The organism is Brevundimonas sp. D3-1P (assembly GCF_055809335.1).
In genome coordinates this window covers 1829026-1843763 of record NZ_CM147908.1, presented here as the reverse complement: position 1 = coordinate 1843763, position 14738 = coordinate 1829026, and the positions used below count along the sequence as shown (strand labels likewise).

Annotated in this window: 15 protein-coding genes; 14 read left to right on the top strand and 1 reads right to left on the bottom strand. The window is 69.5% G+C overall.

Annotation, left to right across the window (positions count from 1 at the left end; translation table 11 throughout):
- Window positions 1-123: 123 nt before the first annotated feature.
- The 5 genes from ruvB to AC0L6G_RS09385 are packed head-to-tail and all read left to right on the top strand — an operon-like array spanning window position 124 to window position 4047.
- The gene (gene ruvB, locus AC0L6G_RS09405; RefSeq protein WP_291536489.1) at window positions 124-1161 is read left to right on the top strand and encodes a Holliday junction branch migration DNA helicase RuvB; all 1038 of its coding nucleotides are present in this window, start codon (window positions 124-126) and stop codon (window positions 1159-1161) included.
- A gap of 54 nt (window positions 1162-1215) precedes the next feature.
- On the top strand, window positions 1216-2688 hold the full coding sequence (locus tag AC0L6G_RS09400; protein ID WP_473252004.1) for an alpha/beta hydrolase: 1473 nt from the start codon (window positions 1216-1218) through the stop codon (window positions 2686-2688).
- Between the two features lie 4 nt (window positions 2689-2692).
- Entirely contained in the window at window positions 2693-3100 is a 408-nt protein-coding gene (locus tag AC0L6G_RS09395; RefSeq protein WP_473252003.1) for a hypothetical protein, read from the top strand.
- Between the two features lie 26 nt (window positions 3101-3126).
- Window positions 3127-3588: a tol-pal system-associated acyl-CoA thioesterase gene (gene ybgC, locus AC0L6G_RS09390; RefSeq protein ID WP_473252002.1), complete on the top strand. Its 462-nt coding sequence runs from the start codon at window positions 3127-3129 to the stop codon at window positions 3586-3588.
- Between the two features lie 24 nt (window positions 3589-3612).
- Window positions 3613-4047, top strand: a complete 435-nt coding sequence (locus AC0L6G_RS09385) for a hypothetical protein (RefSeq protein ID WP_291536484.1) — start codon at window positions 3613-3615, stop codon at window positions 4045-4047.
- 12 nt (window positions 4048-4059) lie between these two features.
- Here AC0L6G_RS09385 and AC0L6G_RS09380 read toward each other — a convergent pair whose 3' ends face one another.
- Complete coding sequence (locus AC0L6G_RS09380) at window positions 4060-4527, bottom strand: GNAT family N-acetyltransferase (protein ID WP_473252001.1); 468 nt, start codon at window positions 4525-4527, stop codon at window positions 4060-4062.
- 226 nt (window positions 4528-4753) lie between these two features.
- Here AC0L6G_RS09380 and tolQ point away from each other — a divergent pair, with 226 nt between their 5' ends.
- From tolQ to ftsH, 9 genes are all read left to right on the top strand, one after another.
- On the top strand, window positions 4754-5506 hold the full coding sequence (gene tolQ, locus AC0L6G_RS09375; RefSeq protein ID WP_473252000.1) for a protein TolQ: 753 nt from the start codon (window positions 4754-4756) through the stop codon (window positions 5504-5506).
- Between the two features lie 3 nt (window positions 5507-5509).
- Window positions 5510-5962, top strand: coding sequence for an ExbD/TolR family protein (locus AC0L6G_RS09370; protein ID WP_473251999.1), 453 nt, complete (start codon window positions 5510-5512; stop codon window positions 5960-5962).
- Between the two features lie 5 nt (window positions 5963-5967).
- Window positions 5968-6843, top strand: coding sequence for a hypothetical protein (locus AC0L6G_RS09365; RefSeq protein WP_473251998.1), 876 nt, complete (start codon window positions 5968-5970; stop codon window positions 6841-6843).
- Window positions 6844-7095: 252 nt separating this feature from the next.
- The gene (gene tolB, locus AC0L6G_RS09360) at window positions 7096-8475 is read left to right on the top strand and encodes a Tol-Pal system beta propeller repeat protein TolB (RefSeq protein WP_473251997.1); all 1380 of its coding nucleotides are present in this window, start codon (window positions 7096-7098) and stop codon (window positions 8473-8475) included.
- A 136-nt stretch (window positions 8476-8611) separates the two neighbouring features.
- The gene (gene pal / locus AC0L6G_RS09355; RefSeq protein WP_473251996.1) at window positions 8612-9178 is read left to right on the top strand and encodes a peptidoglycan-associated lipoprotein Pal; all 567 of its coding nucleotides are present in this window, start codon (window positions 8612-8614) and stop codon (window positions 9176-9178) included.
- A 124-nt stretch (window positions 9179-9302) separates the two neighbouring features.
- Complete coding sequence (locus tag AC0L6G_RS09350) at window positions 9303-10424, top strand: DUF3667 domain-containing protein (RefSeq protein WP_473251995.1); 1122 nt, start codon at window positions 9303-9305, stop codon at window positions 10422-10424.
- A 48-nt stretch (window positions 10425-10472) separates the two neighbouring features.
- The gene (locus tag AC0L6G_RS09345) at window positions 10473-11321 is read left to right on the top strand and encodes a tetratricopeptide repeat protein (protein ID WP_473251994.1); all 849 of its coding nucleotides are present in this window, start codon (window positions 10473-10475) and stop codon (window positions 11319-11321) included.
- Window positions 11309-12688, top strand: a complete 1380-nt coding sequence (gene tilS, locus AC0L6G_RS09340; protein ID WP_473251993.1) for a tRNA lysidine(34) synthetase TilS — start codon at window positions 11309-11311, stop codon at window positions 12686-12688. The genes AC0L6G_RS09345 and tilS overlap by 13 nt, the downstream gene beginning before the upstream one ends.
- On the top strand, window positions 12685-14643 hold the full coding sequence (gene ftsH, locus AC0L6G_RS09335) for an ATP-dependent zinc metalloprotease FtsH (RefSeq protein ID WP_314187873.1): 1959 nt from the start codon (window positions 12685-12687) through the stop codon (window positions 14641-14643). The genes tilS and ftsH overlap by 4 nt, the downstream gene beginning before the upstream one ends.
- Window positions 14644-14738 lie beyond the last annotated feature (95 nt).

Sequence of the window (14738 nt, the reverse complement as noted above, 5' to 3'; positions counted from 1 at the left end):
TGTGAAAAGTGCGAGTGAGCAAGGAGTGAGCCTGGCGTCGGTGCGCGTCGCACCAATTCGCTCACTGCTTTGCTCACTCGTCACTCGTCACTCGCCACTCGCCACTCGCCACTCGGGCGCCCGATGACCGAAGACCGCATCATCTCCCCTGCGTCGGCGCCCGGCGAAGCCTATGACCGGGCGCTGCGGCCGCAGACCCTGGCGGAATTCGTCGGCCAGTCGCAGGCCAAGGGCAATCTGAAGGTCTTCATCGACGCTGCCCGGAACCGGGGCGAGGCGCTGGACCATGTGCTGCTGTTCGGCCCTCCCGGCCTGGGCAAGACGACCCTGGCCCAGATCGTGGCGCGCGAGCTGGGCGTCGGGTTCCGGGCGACCTCGGGACCGATCCTGGCCAAGGCGGGCGATCTGGCGGCGATCCTGACGAACCTCGAGCCGCGAGACGTCCTGTTCATCGACGAAATCCACCGGCTCAGCCCCCAGGTCGAGGAGATTCTTTATCCGGCGATGGAGGACCATGTGCTGGACCTGATCATCGGCGAGGGGCCGTCGGCGCGTAGCGTGCGGATCGACCTGGCGCCCTTCACCCTGGTCGGGGCGACGACGCGGGCGGGCCTCTTGGCCACGCCGCTGAGAGACCGGTTCGGCATCCCGCTGCGGCTGGAGTTCTACAGCCCCGAGGAACTGACCGCCGTGGTGCGGGGCACGGCGAGGAAGATGGGGGCCGGCATAGACGAGGGCGGCGCGCTGGAGATCGCGCGCCGGGCGCGGGGCACGCCGCGCATCGCCGGGCGGCTGCTGCGCCGGGTGCGGGACTTCGCCGACGCCGACGGCTGCGAGACGATCACCAGGGCGGCGTCGGCGCGCGCGCTGGCGCGGCTGGAAGTGGACGAATCCGGGCTGGACAGCCTGGACCGGCGGTTCTTGAAGGCGCTGATCGAGAACTATGGCGGGGGGCCGGTGGGGATGGACACCCTGGCCGCCGCCATCGCCGAGGCGCGCGACGCCGTCGAGGACGTGATCGAACCCTATCTGCTTCAGCAGGGTTTCATCATGCGCACCCCGCGCGGCCGGGTCGCCTGCGCCAAGGCCTATGCCCACCTGGGACTGAGCGCGCCGCCGCCGCCCGTCGCGGGGCCGGTCCCCGGCGACCTGTTCGAATAGGCGTTGCCAAGGCGGGGCGGATCGGCGTTTGCTCGGGCGATAGCGGAGCGCCCCATGATCTTTCGTCCTTTCGCGGCATTGGTTCTGAGCCTTGGATTGTGGAGCGGCGGAGCGGCGTTGACGCCGGCCCGGGCGGCCGATCCCGTCTTCACCGAAAAGCCCTGTCCCGCCGATTGGCCCGCAGGCGTGCGCGAGGTGCGGTGCGGCGCCCTGACGGTGGACGAGGCGCGGGGCGCAGCCAGCGACCGGCGCATCGACGTGGCGGTGGTGGTGCTGAAGGCCACCCAACCCTATCGCGACGCGTCGGGTGGGACCCTGCCGCCGGTCTTCATGTTCCATGGCGGACCGGGCGGGGCGATGACGCCGGGGGCAGGCGCCATCCTTCGCGCCCTGTCGCAGCGGCCGGATCTGATGGCCGTGGATCAGGACGTGGTTCTGTTCGACCAGCGCGGCGGCGGGGCGGGCGATCCGTCGATGGACTGTCCGGGCGTGCAGCTGACCGATGCGGGGCCGCCGTCGGACAAGGACCGCGACGGGCTGATCGCCTGTCTGAAGGCCTATCAGGCGCAAGGGATCGACCTGAACCAGTACAACGCCGCCGTCATCGCCGACGACGTGCGCGATCTGGCCCAGGTGCTGGGATACGACAAGATCGACCTGTGGGGCGGCTCCTATGGCCCGCGCATCGAGGCGGCGGTGATCACCCATCAGCCGCAGATCGTGCGGGCGGCGGTGATGGACAGCCCCTGGCCGCCCGAGGGCAACTGGGCCGTCGGCACGCCCGAGCAGGTGTCGGCGGCGGTGAAGATCATCCTGGGCAAATGCCAGGCGCAGGCCGCCTGCGCGGCGCGGCATCCGAACCTTCAGGCCCGGTTCGAGGCCGAGGCGCGCAAATGGCTGGCGGGGCCGGTCGCGGGCAGGGACGGGACGCGGTTCACCGTCGACGACCTGTCGGCCTTTCTGATGGACACCACCTATGATCGGATGGGGGTGCGGCGTCTGCCGGCCGATCTGGAGAAGATCATCGCCGGCGACCTGTCGCCCGTCGCCGCCATCGCCGAGGACCGCACCTATTACACCGAGGGCCAGCATATGGCGCATCTGTGCAAGGAGGAGCTGCCGTTCGAATCCAGGGCGCGGCTGGCGGCCGGCGCGGCCGGCGATCCGGTGGCGGAGGTGCTGGTCCCGTCGCTGTCGCGTCTGTTCGACGTGTGCGAGGCGGTGGGCGAGACCCCGGCCGCGCCCATCGAGAACCTGCCGGTCAAGACCGACATCCCGACCCTGTTCGTCGCCGCCGAGATCGACCCGGGCTGTCCGCCGCCCCTTACCGAGGCGGCGGCCAGGGGCTATTCGAACAGCCAGGTGGTGATCGTGACCAACGCCACCCACGGGGTCATCAACGCCAGCCCCTGCACGCGAAAGATGGCGCGCGACTTCCTGCGCGATCCGTCCAAGCCGGTTGACCGAAGCTGCCTGCCGGCGGCGGATGCGCCGCTGGACTTCATCGAGACCGCAGAGGCGGGCTGAGGCGATGCGCGGCCCGTCCCTGCGCAGGCGACGGACATTGGCCCTGATCCTGGCCGCGGGTCTGCTGGGCCTGTGCGCGATCGGGGTCTGGCTGATGGCGTGGCCCGAGGGCGCGCCGCCGCCCGAGCCGGCGGACCAGCGCGTGATGCGCCAGATCCGTCTCCAGGCGGGACCGGGCGCCGAACTGCGCTATTCCGAGCCGGGACAGAGGCGGGCGGTGTGCGGCTATATCGGACGCGGACCCGGCGCCCCGGCGACCGCCTTCGTTTCCATTCCCAACCGCATCCTGTTCAGCGACGATCCCCTGCCGACCGAGTTCCGCGAGATGCGGGAGCGGTATTGCCCCGGCTTCATGGCCGCGCCGGCCCGGACGGCGGGAGGCGCGGAGGGGCGTCTGGCGGGGGCGCGCTGAGCCGCGCCTTGCGCTAGATTGGCGTCATGACCCAGGACCAACCCACGGCTGGCCGATTCGACGGGCGAGAGCACCTGCTCCCCGTGCGCGTCTATTACGAGGACACCGATTTCACCGGCCTGGTCTATCACGCCAACTATGTGCGCTATTTCGAGCGGGGGCGGTCGGACTTCCTGCGCGCCATCGGGGTGGGCCACGCCGACCTGCTGGAAGAGGCCGAGCCGCTGGCCTTCGTGGTGTCGGAGCTGAACATCAGATACCTCAAGCCCGCGCGCATCGACGACGCCCTGATGGTGCGCACCGTCTATGAGCAGGTGAAGGGTGTGCGGCTGATCATCCGCCAGAGCGTGGAACGGGCGGGCGAGGTCTTGTGCCGGGCCGAGGTGACGGCCGTGTGCATCCATCTGGACGGCCGGCCGCGCAGACCGTCGAAGGGGCTGGTCGAGAAGGTGACGCCGTGGCTGGCGGCGAGCGGGACCGCCGACTAGGATCGTCCGAACGGGGAAAAGATCATGACGACGCAGAACTATAATATGTCGGCCAGCGCGGTGACGGTTTCGGTGCTGCTGGTGCTGCTTTTGGTCGGCGGCGGCCTGGTGGGTTGTCCCTATTACAAGGTCTGGGAACGCAAGATGGCGGGTCAGGCCGAGCTGCAATATCAGCAGGGCGCGCGTCAGGCCCTGATCGCCCAGGCGGCGGCCGAAGACGAGGCGGCGATCAAGCGGGCCGAGGCGGCGACGCGCCGGGTGCTGGGCTGGACCGACGCGGCCAAGCGCGGTTGCGCCGAACTGGGCCGCGCGGGCGACCGGGTCTGCGAAGAACAGCTGCTGAAGGACGCCGCCACCTATTCCATCGCCAAGGAGGGCCACGAAGGCGTCATCATCAGCGTCGGCGCCCCGGTGTCGGTGGCGGTCGATCCGAATGCGCGGCGGACGGGCGCGGAATAGGGCGGGCCGGCCTCAGGAGGCGCTGACGGAATAGACCTTCTGCACCACGCCATCTCGGGTGCGGTAGGTGCGGAAACCCAGAGCCTGATAGTAGGCGAGCGCACCTGGATTATCGGCGCGGATATAGGCGTCGATCTTCTCCAGCCCCGCATTCCGGGCCGCCTCCAGGCTGGATTGGAACAGAGCCGTCCCGACGCCTTGGCGGTGCGCGCGGGGGCTGACGTGGGAGCCGATGACGCCCCAGCCCGCCGGCACGTCGTAGGGGTTGCCCGCCACGGCCCGGATCAGCGACTGGAAACCCAGAATCTCGCCCGGGGGACCGACGGCGACCGTGCAGCGAACGCGGGTCGGATTGGCGATATAGGTCCGAAGCACGAAGGCTTCGTCGTTCGGCCGGTCTCGACCCGTCTGTTCGATGATTTCGCGCAGCACGCGGCTCAGGCCGGGGGCGTCGTCGATGTCAGCGGTTCGCGCGTGCATGAAACCCCAGGCGTCTGTTCGGTCCAGCTTACGAACCGCGCAGGCGGGCGCAAGCGGCGGTTTCGGCTGATCCCTGGCGTCGGAGTAACTCGCTGTTAACCGTTATGACGCGCCTGTCAGATGACGCGCGGTCGGGTCGTCGCTAAACGGGCCGGACGCCACACAATGGTCACGCCCGCTGGTTCGAACAGGCGTGAACGATCCCGATTCCGCCCGGAGCGCCTGAATGACCACGCCCGTCGACGCCGCGATGATGAACCCGGTCGAACTGTTCATGACCGCCGACTGGGTGGTCAAGAGCGTGATGATCGGGCTGGCTGCGGCCTCGATCTGGTCGTGGACCATTATCATCGACAAGGCGGTGCGGTTCACCGCCCTGAACCGGCAGGCCGACGAGTTCGAAAAGGCGGTCCAGTCGGGCCGGTCGCTGGAAGAGGTGGCGACCCAGGCCGGGCCGGAACCCGATCACGCCCTGCCGCGGATGCTGGTGATCGCCCTGTCGGACTGGCGTGAGGCGCGTCAGCGCGGGGTGCTGAACGATCATCAAGGCGACCTCCTGCTGGTCCGCATCGACAAGGCGATGAACAGCCTGATCGCGCGCGAGAGCCAGCGGATCGAGAACGGGCTGGGCGTGCTGTCGGTGGTGGCCACGGCCTCGCCCTTCATCGGCCTGTTCGGCACGGTGTGGGGCATCATGAACGCGTTCGGCCGGATCGCGGCGGCGGGCAACACCAATCTGACCACGGTGGCGCCGGCCATCGCCGAAGCCCTGTTCGCCACGGCCATCGGCCTGGCGGCGGCCATCCCGGCCTATATCGCCTACAACAAGTTCTCGATCGACGCGGGCAAGTTCGCCGGCCGGCTGGAGGCGTTCGCCGACGATCTGCAGGCGGCGGTGGCGCGCCGGCTGGGCGCGCCGTCGGCCCCGCCGCCTCCGCCCCCGCCCGCCGCCGACCTCAGCCTGAAGCGGGGCGGCTGAGCCGTGGCGCTGGGCGGCGGTGGAAGCGGCGGCGGGCGTCGCGGACGGCGGGGGCGCAAAGGGCCCCTGACCGAGATCAACGTCACGCCCCTGGTGGACGTGATGCTGGTGCTGCTGATCATCTTCATGATCTCGGCGCCCCTTCTGACGGTGGGGGTTCCGGTCGAACTGCCCAAGACCGAGGCCAGCGCGGTCGAGATCAAGTCCGAACCCCTGTCGGTCAGCATCGACCAGCAGGGCGCCATCTTCGTGGGCGACAGCGAGACGGCGTTCGACGCCCTGTCCGAAAGGCTGCTGACCGAGGCGGGCGGGGCGGACAAGGCGTCGGAACGGCCGGTCTTCGTGCGGGCCGACGGGCGCGCCCCCTATCAGGCGGTGGCGCGGGTCATGGCGCGGCTTAGCGCCTCGGGCTTCACCAAGCTGAACCTGATCACCGACACGGCGCCGGAGGCCTGAGCCCCTTGCGCCGTCCGAGCCCGGCCATCCTCGGATCCCTCGCCCTGCACGCTGGGGTGGTCGCGCTCGCCTTCGTGACGGTGTCGCACACGGTCGAGGAGCCCAAGCCGCTGGTCGCCTCGGTGCCGGTGACCATCGTGTCGGAGGAAGTGATGCAGGCCGCGCCGGCCGACAATCCCCAGCCCGAACCCTCGCCCGACGACGCCGCGACCGCGCCGGTGCTGCAGCCCGATCCGGTTCCGCCGACGCCCGAACCAACGCCGCCGCAACCGCAGCCGCGTCCGGCCCCGACCCCGCCGCGACCCACGCCGCCGCGTCCTGCCCCGACGCCCACGCCGACGCCGAAGCCTACGCCGACCCCGACGCCGCCGCGCCCGACGCCTCGACCCCAGCCGCCTACGCCTGCGCCGCCGACCAAGGCCCAGCCGACGCCGCGCCCCAGTCCGCCCGCCCCCGCCCGCCCAGCGCCGCAACGCACCGAGCCGAGCCTGGACCTGGACGCCCTGGCCGGACCGACGCGCCCGACGAACAATCGCGGCCGTCCGTCACCGGGGCAACAGGGGGCGGGGACGGCGTCCCAGGCGACGGGACCGCAAATCACGGCGATCTTCAATCAGGTCTATCCGAACTGGATCCTGCCCTGCGACATCCCCGGCGCGGACCAGTTGAGAATTCAGGTGGAGCTGACCTTGTCGGCGGACGGGCGGATCACGCGCGGACCCAGCCTGATCAACGCCCAGTCGTCGAACGTCTACCGCGCCGCCGCCGACGGCGCCCTGCGCGCCCTGCGCCAGACGGCGCCCTTCGACGTGCCGCAAGGATTCCCCGGCGGCGTCTATCGCCCGACGTTCAACACCGAACGAGCATGCCGCAATCGCTAGGTTCGATCGCCATTCAGCCCATGAAACGTCATTCCGGGGCATCCGCAGGACGAACCCGGAACCCAGGAGGCGGGCGTCAGGCCTTGGAGGCGTTCGACAGCGACTGTGGCCCTGGGCTCCGGGTTCTTCGCTCCGCTCAGCCCCGGAAGGCCGCCCCGTCCCGAATGTCGCCCCATTCCCCGTGAAGCTGGCGAAAGTCGAACGGCCTGGCGATAAGGGGCGGCGATCCTTCGAGACTTATGGGAGCATCTTATGCGTCTGAACCTTCTTCTGGCCTCCGTGGCGGCTGTCGCGATGGCGGCCCCTCTGACGACGGCGGCCCAGACGTCGCAGGCCGCGCCGGCTCAACAAACCCAGCCGGTCGAGGTCGAGATCGACCAGGGCGTGTTGCGGCCGCTGCAGATCGCGGTCGTGCCGTTCGCGGGGACGCACGGCGCGGACATCTCCGGCGTGGTCAGCGCCAATCTGCGGCGCTCGGGCTTCTTCGAGCCGCTGAACCCGTCCAGCTTCATCGAAACCGGCCTGACCCTGGCCAATGCGCCGAACTTTCCCCAGTGGACCCAGATCGGGGCGCAGGCGGTGCTGTACGGCGGGGTGACGATGCGCGGCGACGGGCGGATGGACGTGGGCTTCCGCCTTTACGACCCCTATCGCCAGTGCCAACTGGTCAGCTATCAGTTCACCGCAACCCAGGAGCAGTGGCGCCGGATCGCGCACAAGATTTCCGACGTCATCTATCAGCGGATGACGGGCGAGGCGGGCTTCTTCGATTCCCGCGTGATCTTCGTGTCCGAAGAGGGCACGCAGTTGAACCGGATCAACCGTCTGACCATCGCCGATCAGGATGGGTTCAACCCGACCTATCTGACGCAAGGCGACGAGGTGATCATGTCGCCGCGCTTCTCGCTGTCGCAGCCGGACGAGATCACCTACGTCGCGCTGGGCAAGGATTACAGCCGCATCTACCTCTATAATCTGACGACCGGCCGGCGCGAGAGCCTGGGCGAGTTCGACGGCCAGGTGCTGGCGCCGCGCTTCTCCAACGACGGCAACAAGATCGCGTTTTCGATCATCCGGGGCGGCAATACCGACGTCTATGTGATGGATCTGAGAAGCCGCCAGATCACGCGGCTGACCAGCGACCCGGGCATCGACACCTCGCCGTCGTTCAGCCCGGACGGGAGCCAGATCGTCTTCACCTCGGACCGTTCGGGTTCGGCGCGGCTGTATGTCATGCGCGCGGACGGATCGGGCCAGCGGCCGATCTCGCGCGGGGGCGGGGTCTATACGGCGCCGTCATGGAGTCCGACCGGCAATCTGATCGCCTTCACCAAACAGGGCGGCGGCCGGTTCTCGACCGGGGTGATGAACGCCGACGGCTCGGGCGAACGCATCCTGTCCTCCAGCTATTTCGAAGAGGGGCCGAACTGGGCCCCCAACGGTCGCTACGTCATGTTCGCGCGCCAGACGCCGGGCGGCGACACGCGTCTGTGGACCGTGGACCTGTCGGGGCGGGTGGTGTCGCAGGCAGGCTATAACGGTCGCGGCACCGACCCGGCCTGGTCGCCTCTGCTGGACCGGCCGCCGACCAATCTGGGCCTGAACGCGGGCGCGGACAGTTGTCCGGCCTGAGGCCCCCAATAGCGGCGGAGCAATAAGCTCAACAGTGCGTTATCGCCCCTGGCGCCCGACGGGCGCCCAAGGCAGAGAGTAAAGCCAAGCTTGAGGCCCGCCCCCTCGCAAGAACGATACGTCAGGAGACGACCCCATGAAGACTTCACGCATTTTCAAGCTGGCGATGGTCGGCTGCGCCGTGGCGGCCATGGCCGCCTGCACCCGAAAGCCCCCTGTCGAGGCCGGCGTGCCCGGCCCGAACGACGGAACCTCGACGGCGCCGACCGGACCGGCCTATCCGACCGCGCCGACAGGACCGGTCACTGGCGGCGGCCTGGGTTCGGCCCAGCCAGGCTCGGAACAGGACTTCGTCGTCAACGTCGGCGATCGCATCTATTTCGACCTGGACTCTTATGAGGTCCGTCCCGAGGCCATGCCGCGCCTGGACGCCCAGGCCCAGTGGCTGCAACGCTATCCGTCCGTGACCGTCCGCATCGAAGGCAACGCCGACGAACGCGGCACGCGCGAATACAATCTGGCCCTGGGCGCCCGCCGCGCGGAATCGGTGCGCGCCTATCTGATCAACCGCGGCGTTCCGGCGGGCCGGATCGACACCATCAGCTTCGGCAAGGAACGGCCGATCGCGGAAGGCTCCACCGAGGACGCCTTCGCCCGCAACCGCAACGCCCACACCGCCATCGTGTCGGGCGCGCCGCGCTGAAAGGTGCCGAACAGCTGATTTGACGGGGCGCCGGCCACAGGGTCGGCGCCTCTTTTCGTTTCGACGCTTGTCCCCGACGGCGTGCGGCGGCAGAAGGTCGCCACAGGGATTTGGGGATCACCGCATGGATATCGAAGGGGCGGGCGGCGTCGTCACGGGCGGCCTGATCGCGGGCGCGATCGAAAAGTCGACGGGCAAGGCGGGCGAGGTCCATCACGGCGTCTGTGCGGACTGCGGCGCGCCCGCCAGCGGAAACTTCTGCGCCGCATGCGGCCAGCCGACCCATGTGCATCGCACCCTGCTGCATCTGGGCGAAGAGCTGCTGCACGGGGTCATGCATTTCGACGGCCGCATCTGGCGCACCCTGCCGCTGCTGGTGCTGAACCCCGGACGGCTGACGCGCGAATGGGTCCAGGGCAGGCGCACCCGCTATGTCTCGCCGCTGGCGATCTTCCTGTTCACCCTGTTCGTGATGTTCTTCGCCCTGAGCTTCGCGCCGCACAAGGAGGCGCCGACGGTCCAGCCCGGCGAGATCGCGCAACAGCGCGCGGCGGTCGAGGCGGCGCAGAAGGCGGTCGACGAACTGCGCGCCGAAAACACCCAGCCCCAGGCCATCCATGTCGCGCAGATGGTCGTGGACCAGAGACGCGACGAACTGGCCAAGCTGGAAAAGGAGGTTCTGGAGGGGCGCGCCGATGGGCTGAAGCCCGGCAGTTGGCAGGCCAGTCTGAAGGACATGGCGACCGGCGACGCGCAAGACGGCCAACCCCACGCCAAGGCCAGCGTCATGGGTCAGGAGGTCAAGGCCGAGGGGCACGGCCTGGGCGCCGTCATCGCCAAGAAGCTGCAGAACCCGGACCTGGCGCTCTACAAGCTGCAACAGACGCTGTACAAGTTCGCCTTCCTGCTGGTGCCGCTGTCGATCCCGTTCGTGGCCCTGCTGTTCCTGTGGAAACGGGGCTTCACCCTGTACGATCACGGGGTGTTCGTCCTGTATTCCCTGACCTTCATGGCCCTGTTGCTGATGCTGATGGTGGTGTCGGCCAGCGTGTCGGGATGGCTGGGCGGGATCGTCATTCCGCTGGGGCTGCTGGCCGTGCCTGTGCATATGTTCGCCCAGATGAAGGGCGCCTATTCGCTGAGGGTGTTTTCGGCCCTGTGGCGGACGCTGGCGCTGCTGCTGTTCTGCAACGTCGTGATCGCCCTGTTCGTGACGGCCATCATCTATCTGGGCCTGGGGCACTGAGCGGGGCTGCGGCCTTGCGGCGGCCCCAAATCGGTGAAAGCTAGACGGATGACCAAGCTCTCGATCTCTCGCGCTCGCGCCCTCGCCGCCGCCGCTGTCGGGGTGGTCCTGATCGGCGGCGCGGCCGTCGCCCAGCAGGCCCCGCCCAACATCGTGGAGCGGACCGAATGGGACAACCGCCGTCTGGACCAGCTGGACCGCAATGTCCGCCGTTTGGAGCGCGCCCTGACCCAGAGGAACGCCGCCGGCCAGCCGGTGCTGGTCGAACCGGACCCCGAGGTGGTGACGCTGCAGGGGCAGTTCGCCCTGATGGACCGGCGTCTGGGCGACCTGGAAGCCACAGTGCGCCGCATCAACGGCGACAACGAGCGGCTGACGTTCCAGCTGGACGAGGCCACGCGCGACAACCAGGCCCTGCGCACCCGCCTGACCGACGCCGAGAACCGCATCCAGAAGCTGGAGACCCAGGCCGAGCTGAACGCGCCGATCGAAGCGACCTCGCCCACCGGCGACGCCGGGCGCGACCTGGCGGCTGCGGTCGCCTTGCTGTCCAGCGACAGGCCGCGCGGCGAGCGGGCGCTGGAGACGGTGATCGCGGCCTGGCCCGACACGCCCCAGTCGCGCGAGGCCAACTCGCGTCTGGGCGACCTGCGCGTCGCGGCCAACGACAAGGCGGGGGCCGTGCCCTATTACGCCGCCGCGCTGAAGGACTGGCCGCGCATCGGTTGGGCGGCGGACACGACGCTTAAACTGGCTGACGCCCTGTTCGCGACGCAGAGGAAGCCGCAGGGGTGTGCGGCCCTGGCCGAGTTCACGCGCCGCTATGCGCCGACCGCCGCCGATCCGCAGAAGGCCCGCGCGGCGCAGTTGCGGACCACGGGCGGGTGCGCCGCCTGACCCTGCGGGGCGGGGAGGAGGCGGGGCTTCAGGCCCGCATTTTCGCGCGGCTGGATCGGCGGCTGAGCCGGAACACGGATCGGCCCCTGGCCCTGGCCCTGTCGGGCGGAGGGGATTCCGTGGCCCTGCTGCGGCTGGCGACGGACTGGGGGCGGCTGAGGGGACGGCGGATCGTCGCCCTGACCGTCGATCACGGACTGAATCCCGACAGCGCTGTCTGGAGCGCCTTCGCCGAACGGACCGCGAGGGCGGCCGGGGCGGACTGGCGCGGCCTGGCCTGGGCCGGCGACAAGCCGACGACGGGGCTGACGGCGGCGGCGCGGGCGGCCCGGCACGGGCTGATCGCCGAGGCGGCGCGGGCGGCCGGGGCGCGGGTCGTGTTGTTCGCCCATACCGCCGACGACATCGCCGAGGCCGAACTGATGCGCCGCGAGGGGGCGAACCTGGGGCGGGTGCGGGAGTGGGCGCCGTCGCCGGTCTGGCCCCAGGGACGGGGGCTGCTGCTGCTGCGGCCCCTGTTGGGCGAGGGTCGCGAACCGCTGCGCGCCTGGCTGGCCGGGCAGGGCGCCGACTGGATCGAAGACCCCGCCAACGCCGATCCCCGTTTTGGCCGCAGCCGAGCGCGCCAGGCCCTGGCTGCGGGGACTCTGGCGCCCGAGACCCTGGCGTCCACGACGGGGACGGGCGGCCGGTCCGGCTCCGAAGGCCTGATCGCGGTCGGGGAGGCGGCGGTGGAGGCGTCGCGAGGCGTTACGGCTCGGACGTTGGCGGCCGCCCTGGTCTGCATCGGCGGCGGGGACAGGCCGCCGCGCGGCGGGCGGTTGCAGGGCTTGCTGAACCGGCTGAGGGACGGCGAGGACTTCACGGCCACCCTGTGCGGGGCGCGGATCACCGCGGCGGGCGCGGCCGTGACCCTGGTCCGCGAGGCGGGCGAGCTGAGGCGCACGGGCGCGGCGCCTCCAGGCGCGCGCCTGACGCTGACGCCCGGCGTGGAGACGGTGTGGGACGGGCGGTTCGCCTTCACCGCCGCCGAGCCGGGCTGGTCGGTCACGGCGGGGCGAGGGCGAATATCGCAGCTGTCGGATGCGGACCGGGCGGCGTTGGCGGCCCTGGCGCCCGCCGCGCGCGGGGCCTGGCCCGTGCTGGTCCGGGACGGGGGAGCGGGGCTGGTTCTTGCAGGACCGGGGGTCGAACGGCGCGGGCTTGTGGCGGAACGGCTCAGGCTGGCGCTGGACGAAACGACGCACGAAGACGACCTGATTTCCGCCCCGCAATGGCGTAACGCTATGGAACCTCCTATTTTCCCGGACAGACACATCCAGACCGCCGGCCCGAGCGGGGCGGCGGACGACCGAGGACCTCAATGAATCTGCGTAATCTGGCGATCACCGGCGTGATCATTCTGGCGCTGCTGGCGGGCTATGCGGCCCTGTCACAGGGCGGCGCCATGACCGGCATGGCCGGACAGCCGGCCGGCGGCCGTCCCGAGCCTGTCAGCTATTCCGAACTGGTCAAACGGGTCGAGAACGGCGACGTCAAGAAGGTGACGGTGCGCCTGGACAAGGTGAACGGCGAGTTCAAGAACGGCCAGCGCTTCACCTCCACCACCGTCTATCCCAACGAACAACTGATGAACGCCATGCTGGCGTCCGGGGTCGAGATCGACGCCAAGTCGGGCGGCCAGTCGGTGTGGATGAGCCTGCTTCTGGGCATCCTTCCCATCGCGCTTCTGGTCGGGGTGTGGATCTTCTTCATGCGGCAGATGCAAGGCGGGGCGCGCGGGGCCATGGGCTTCGGCAAGTCCAAGGCCAAGCTGCTGACCGAGCACAAGGGCAGGAAGACCTTCGACGACGTGGCCGGCGTCGATGAGGCCAAGGAGGAGCTGACCGAAGTGGTCGAGTTCCTGAAGGATCCCGGCAAGTTCCAGCGCCTGGGCGGCAAGATCCCCAAGGGCGCGCTTCTGGTCGGCCCTCCCGGCACCGGCAAGACGCTGCTGGCCCGCGCCGTGGCGGGCGAGGCGGGCGTGCCCTTCTTCTCGATCTCGGGTTCGGACTTCGTGGAGATGTTCGTCGGCGTCGGCGCCAGCCGGGTGCGCGACATGTTCGAACAGGCCAAGAAGAACGCGCCCTGCATCATCTTCATCGACGAGATCGACGCCGTGGGTCGTCATCGCGGCGCCGGCCTGGGCGGCGGCAACGACGAGCGCGAACAGACGCTGAACCAACTGCTGGTCGAGATGGACGGTTTCGAGGCGTCCGAGAACATCATCCTGATCGCGGCGACCAACCGTCCCGACGTGCTGGACCCGGCCCTGCTGCGTCCCGGCCGTTTCGACCGCCAGGTGGTGGTGCCGAACCCCGATGTTTCTGGCCGCGAACGCATCCTGCGCGTCCACATGAAGGACGTGCCCCTGGCGGCCGACGTCAACGTCAAGACCATCGCGCGCGGCACGCCCGGCTTCTCGGGCGCGGACCTGGCCAATCTGGTCAACGAGGCGGCCTTGATGGCGGCGCGCAAGGACCGGCGCATGGTCACGCACCGCGACTTCGAGGACGCCAAGGACAAGGTGCTGATGGGCTCGGAGCGTCGCTCGATGGCGATGAACGAGGAAGAGAAGCGCCTGACCGCCTATCACGAGGCCGGACACGCCATCGTCGCCATGAACGTCAAGATGGCCGATCCGGTGCACAAGGCGACCATCGTGCCGCGCGGCCGCGCCCTGGGCATGGTGATGCAACTGCCGGAAGGCGACCGCTATTCGATGAAATACCAGCAGATGATCGACCGGATCGCCATCATGGCGGGCGGGCGCGTCGCCGAAGAGCTGATCTTCGGCAAGGACAACATCACCTCGGGCGCCTCGTCCGACATCGAACAGGCGACCAAGCTTGCAAGGGCGATGGTCACGCGCTGGGGCTTCTCCGAAAAACTGGGCACGGTGGCCTACGGCGAGAACCAGGAGGAGGTGTTCCTGGGCCATTCGGTCGCGCGCAGCCAGAACATCTCCGAAGAGACCGCCCGCACCATCGACGAGGAGGTGCGGCGCCTGGTGTCCTCGGGCTGGGACGAGGCGCGCCGTATCCTGACCACCAAGGCGGCCGACCACGAGAAGCTGTCCCAGGCCCTGCTGGAATACGAGACCTTGTCAGGCGAGGAGATCAAGGATCTGCTGGAGAAGGGCGTCGCGCCGAACCGCGACGAGAACAACTTCCCCAACGCCGGGCCGTCGGTGTCCGTGCCCGTGACGCCGGTTTCGGACGGAACCGAGATCGAGGTTCCCGTGGCCAAACCCGCCCCGACCAGCGTACCGACGGTGCACTGACCACCGCCGATTGCGGCCTGAACACGAACCCGCCGGAAGAGCGATCTTCCGGCGGGTTTTTTTGGGCGAGATATTCGCCCTCGCTCGGGCCGCCG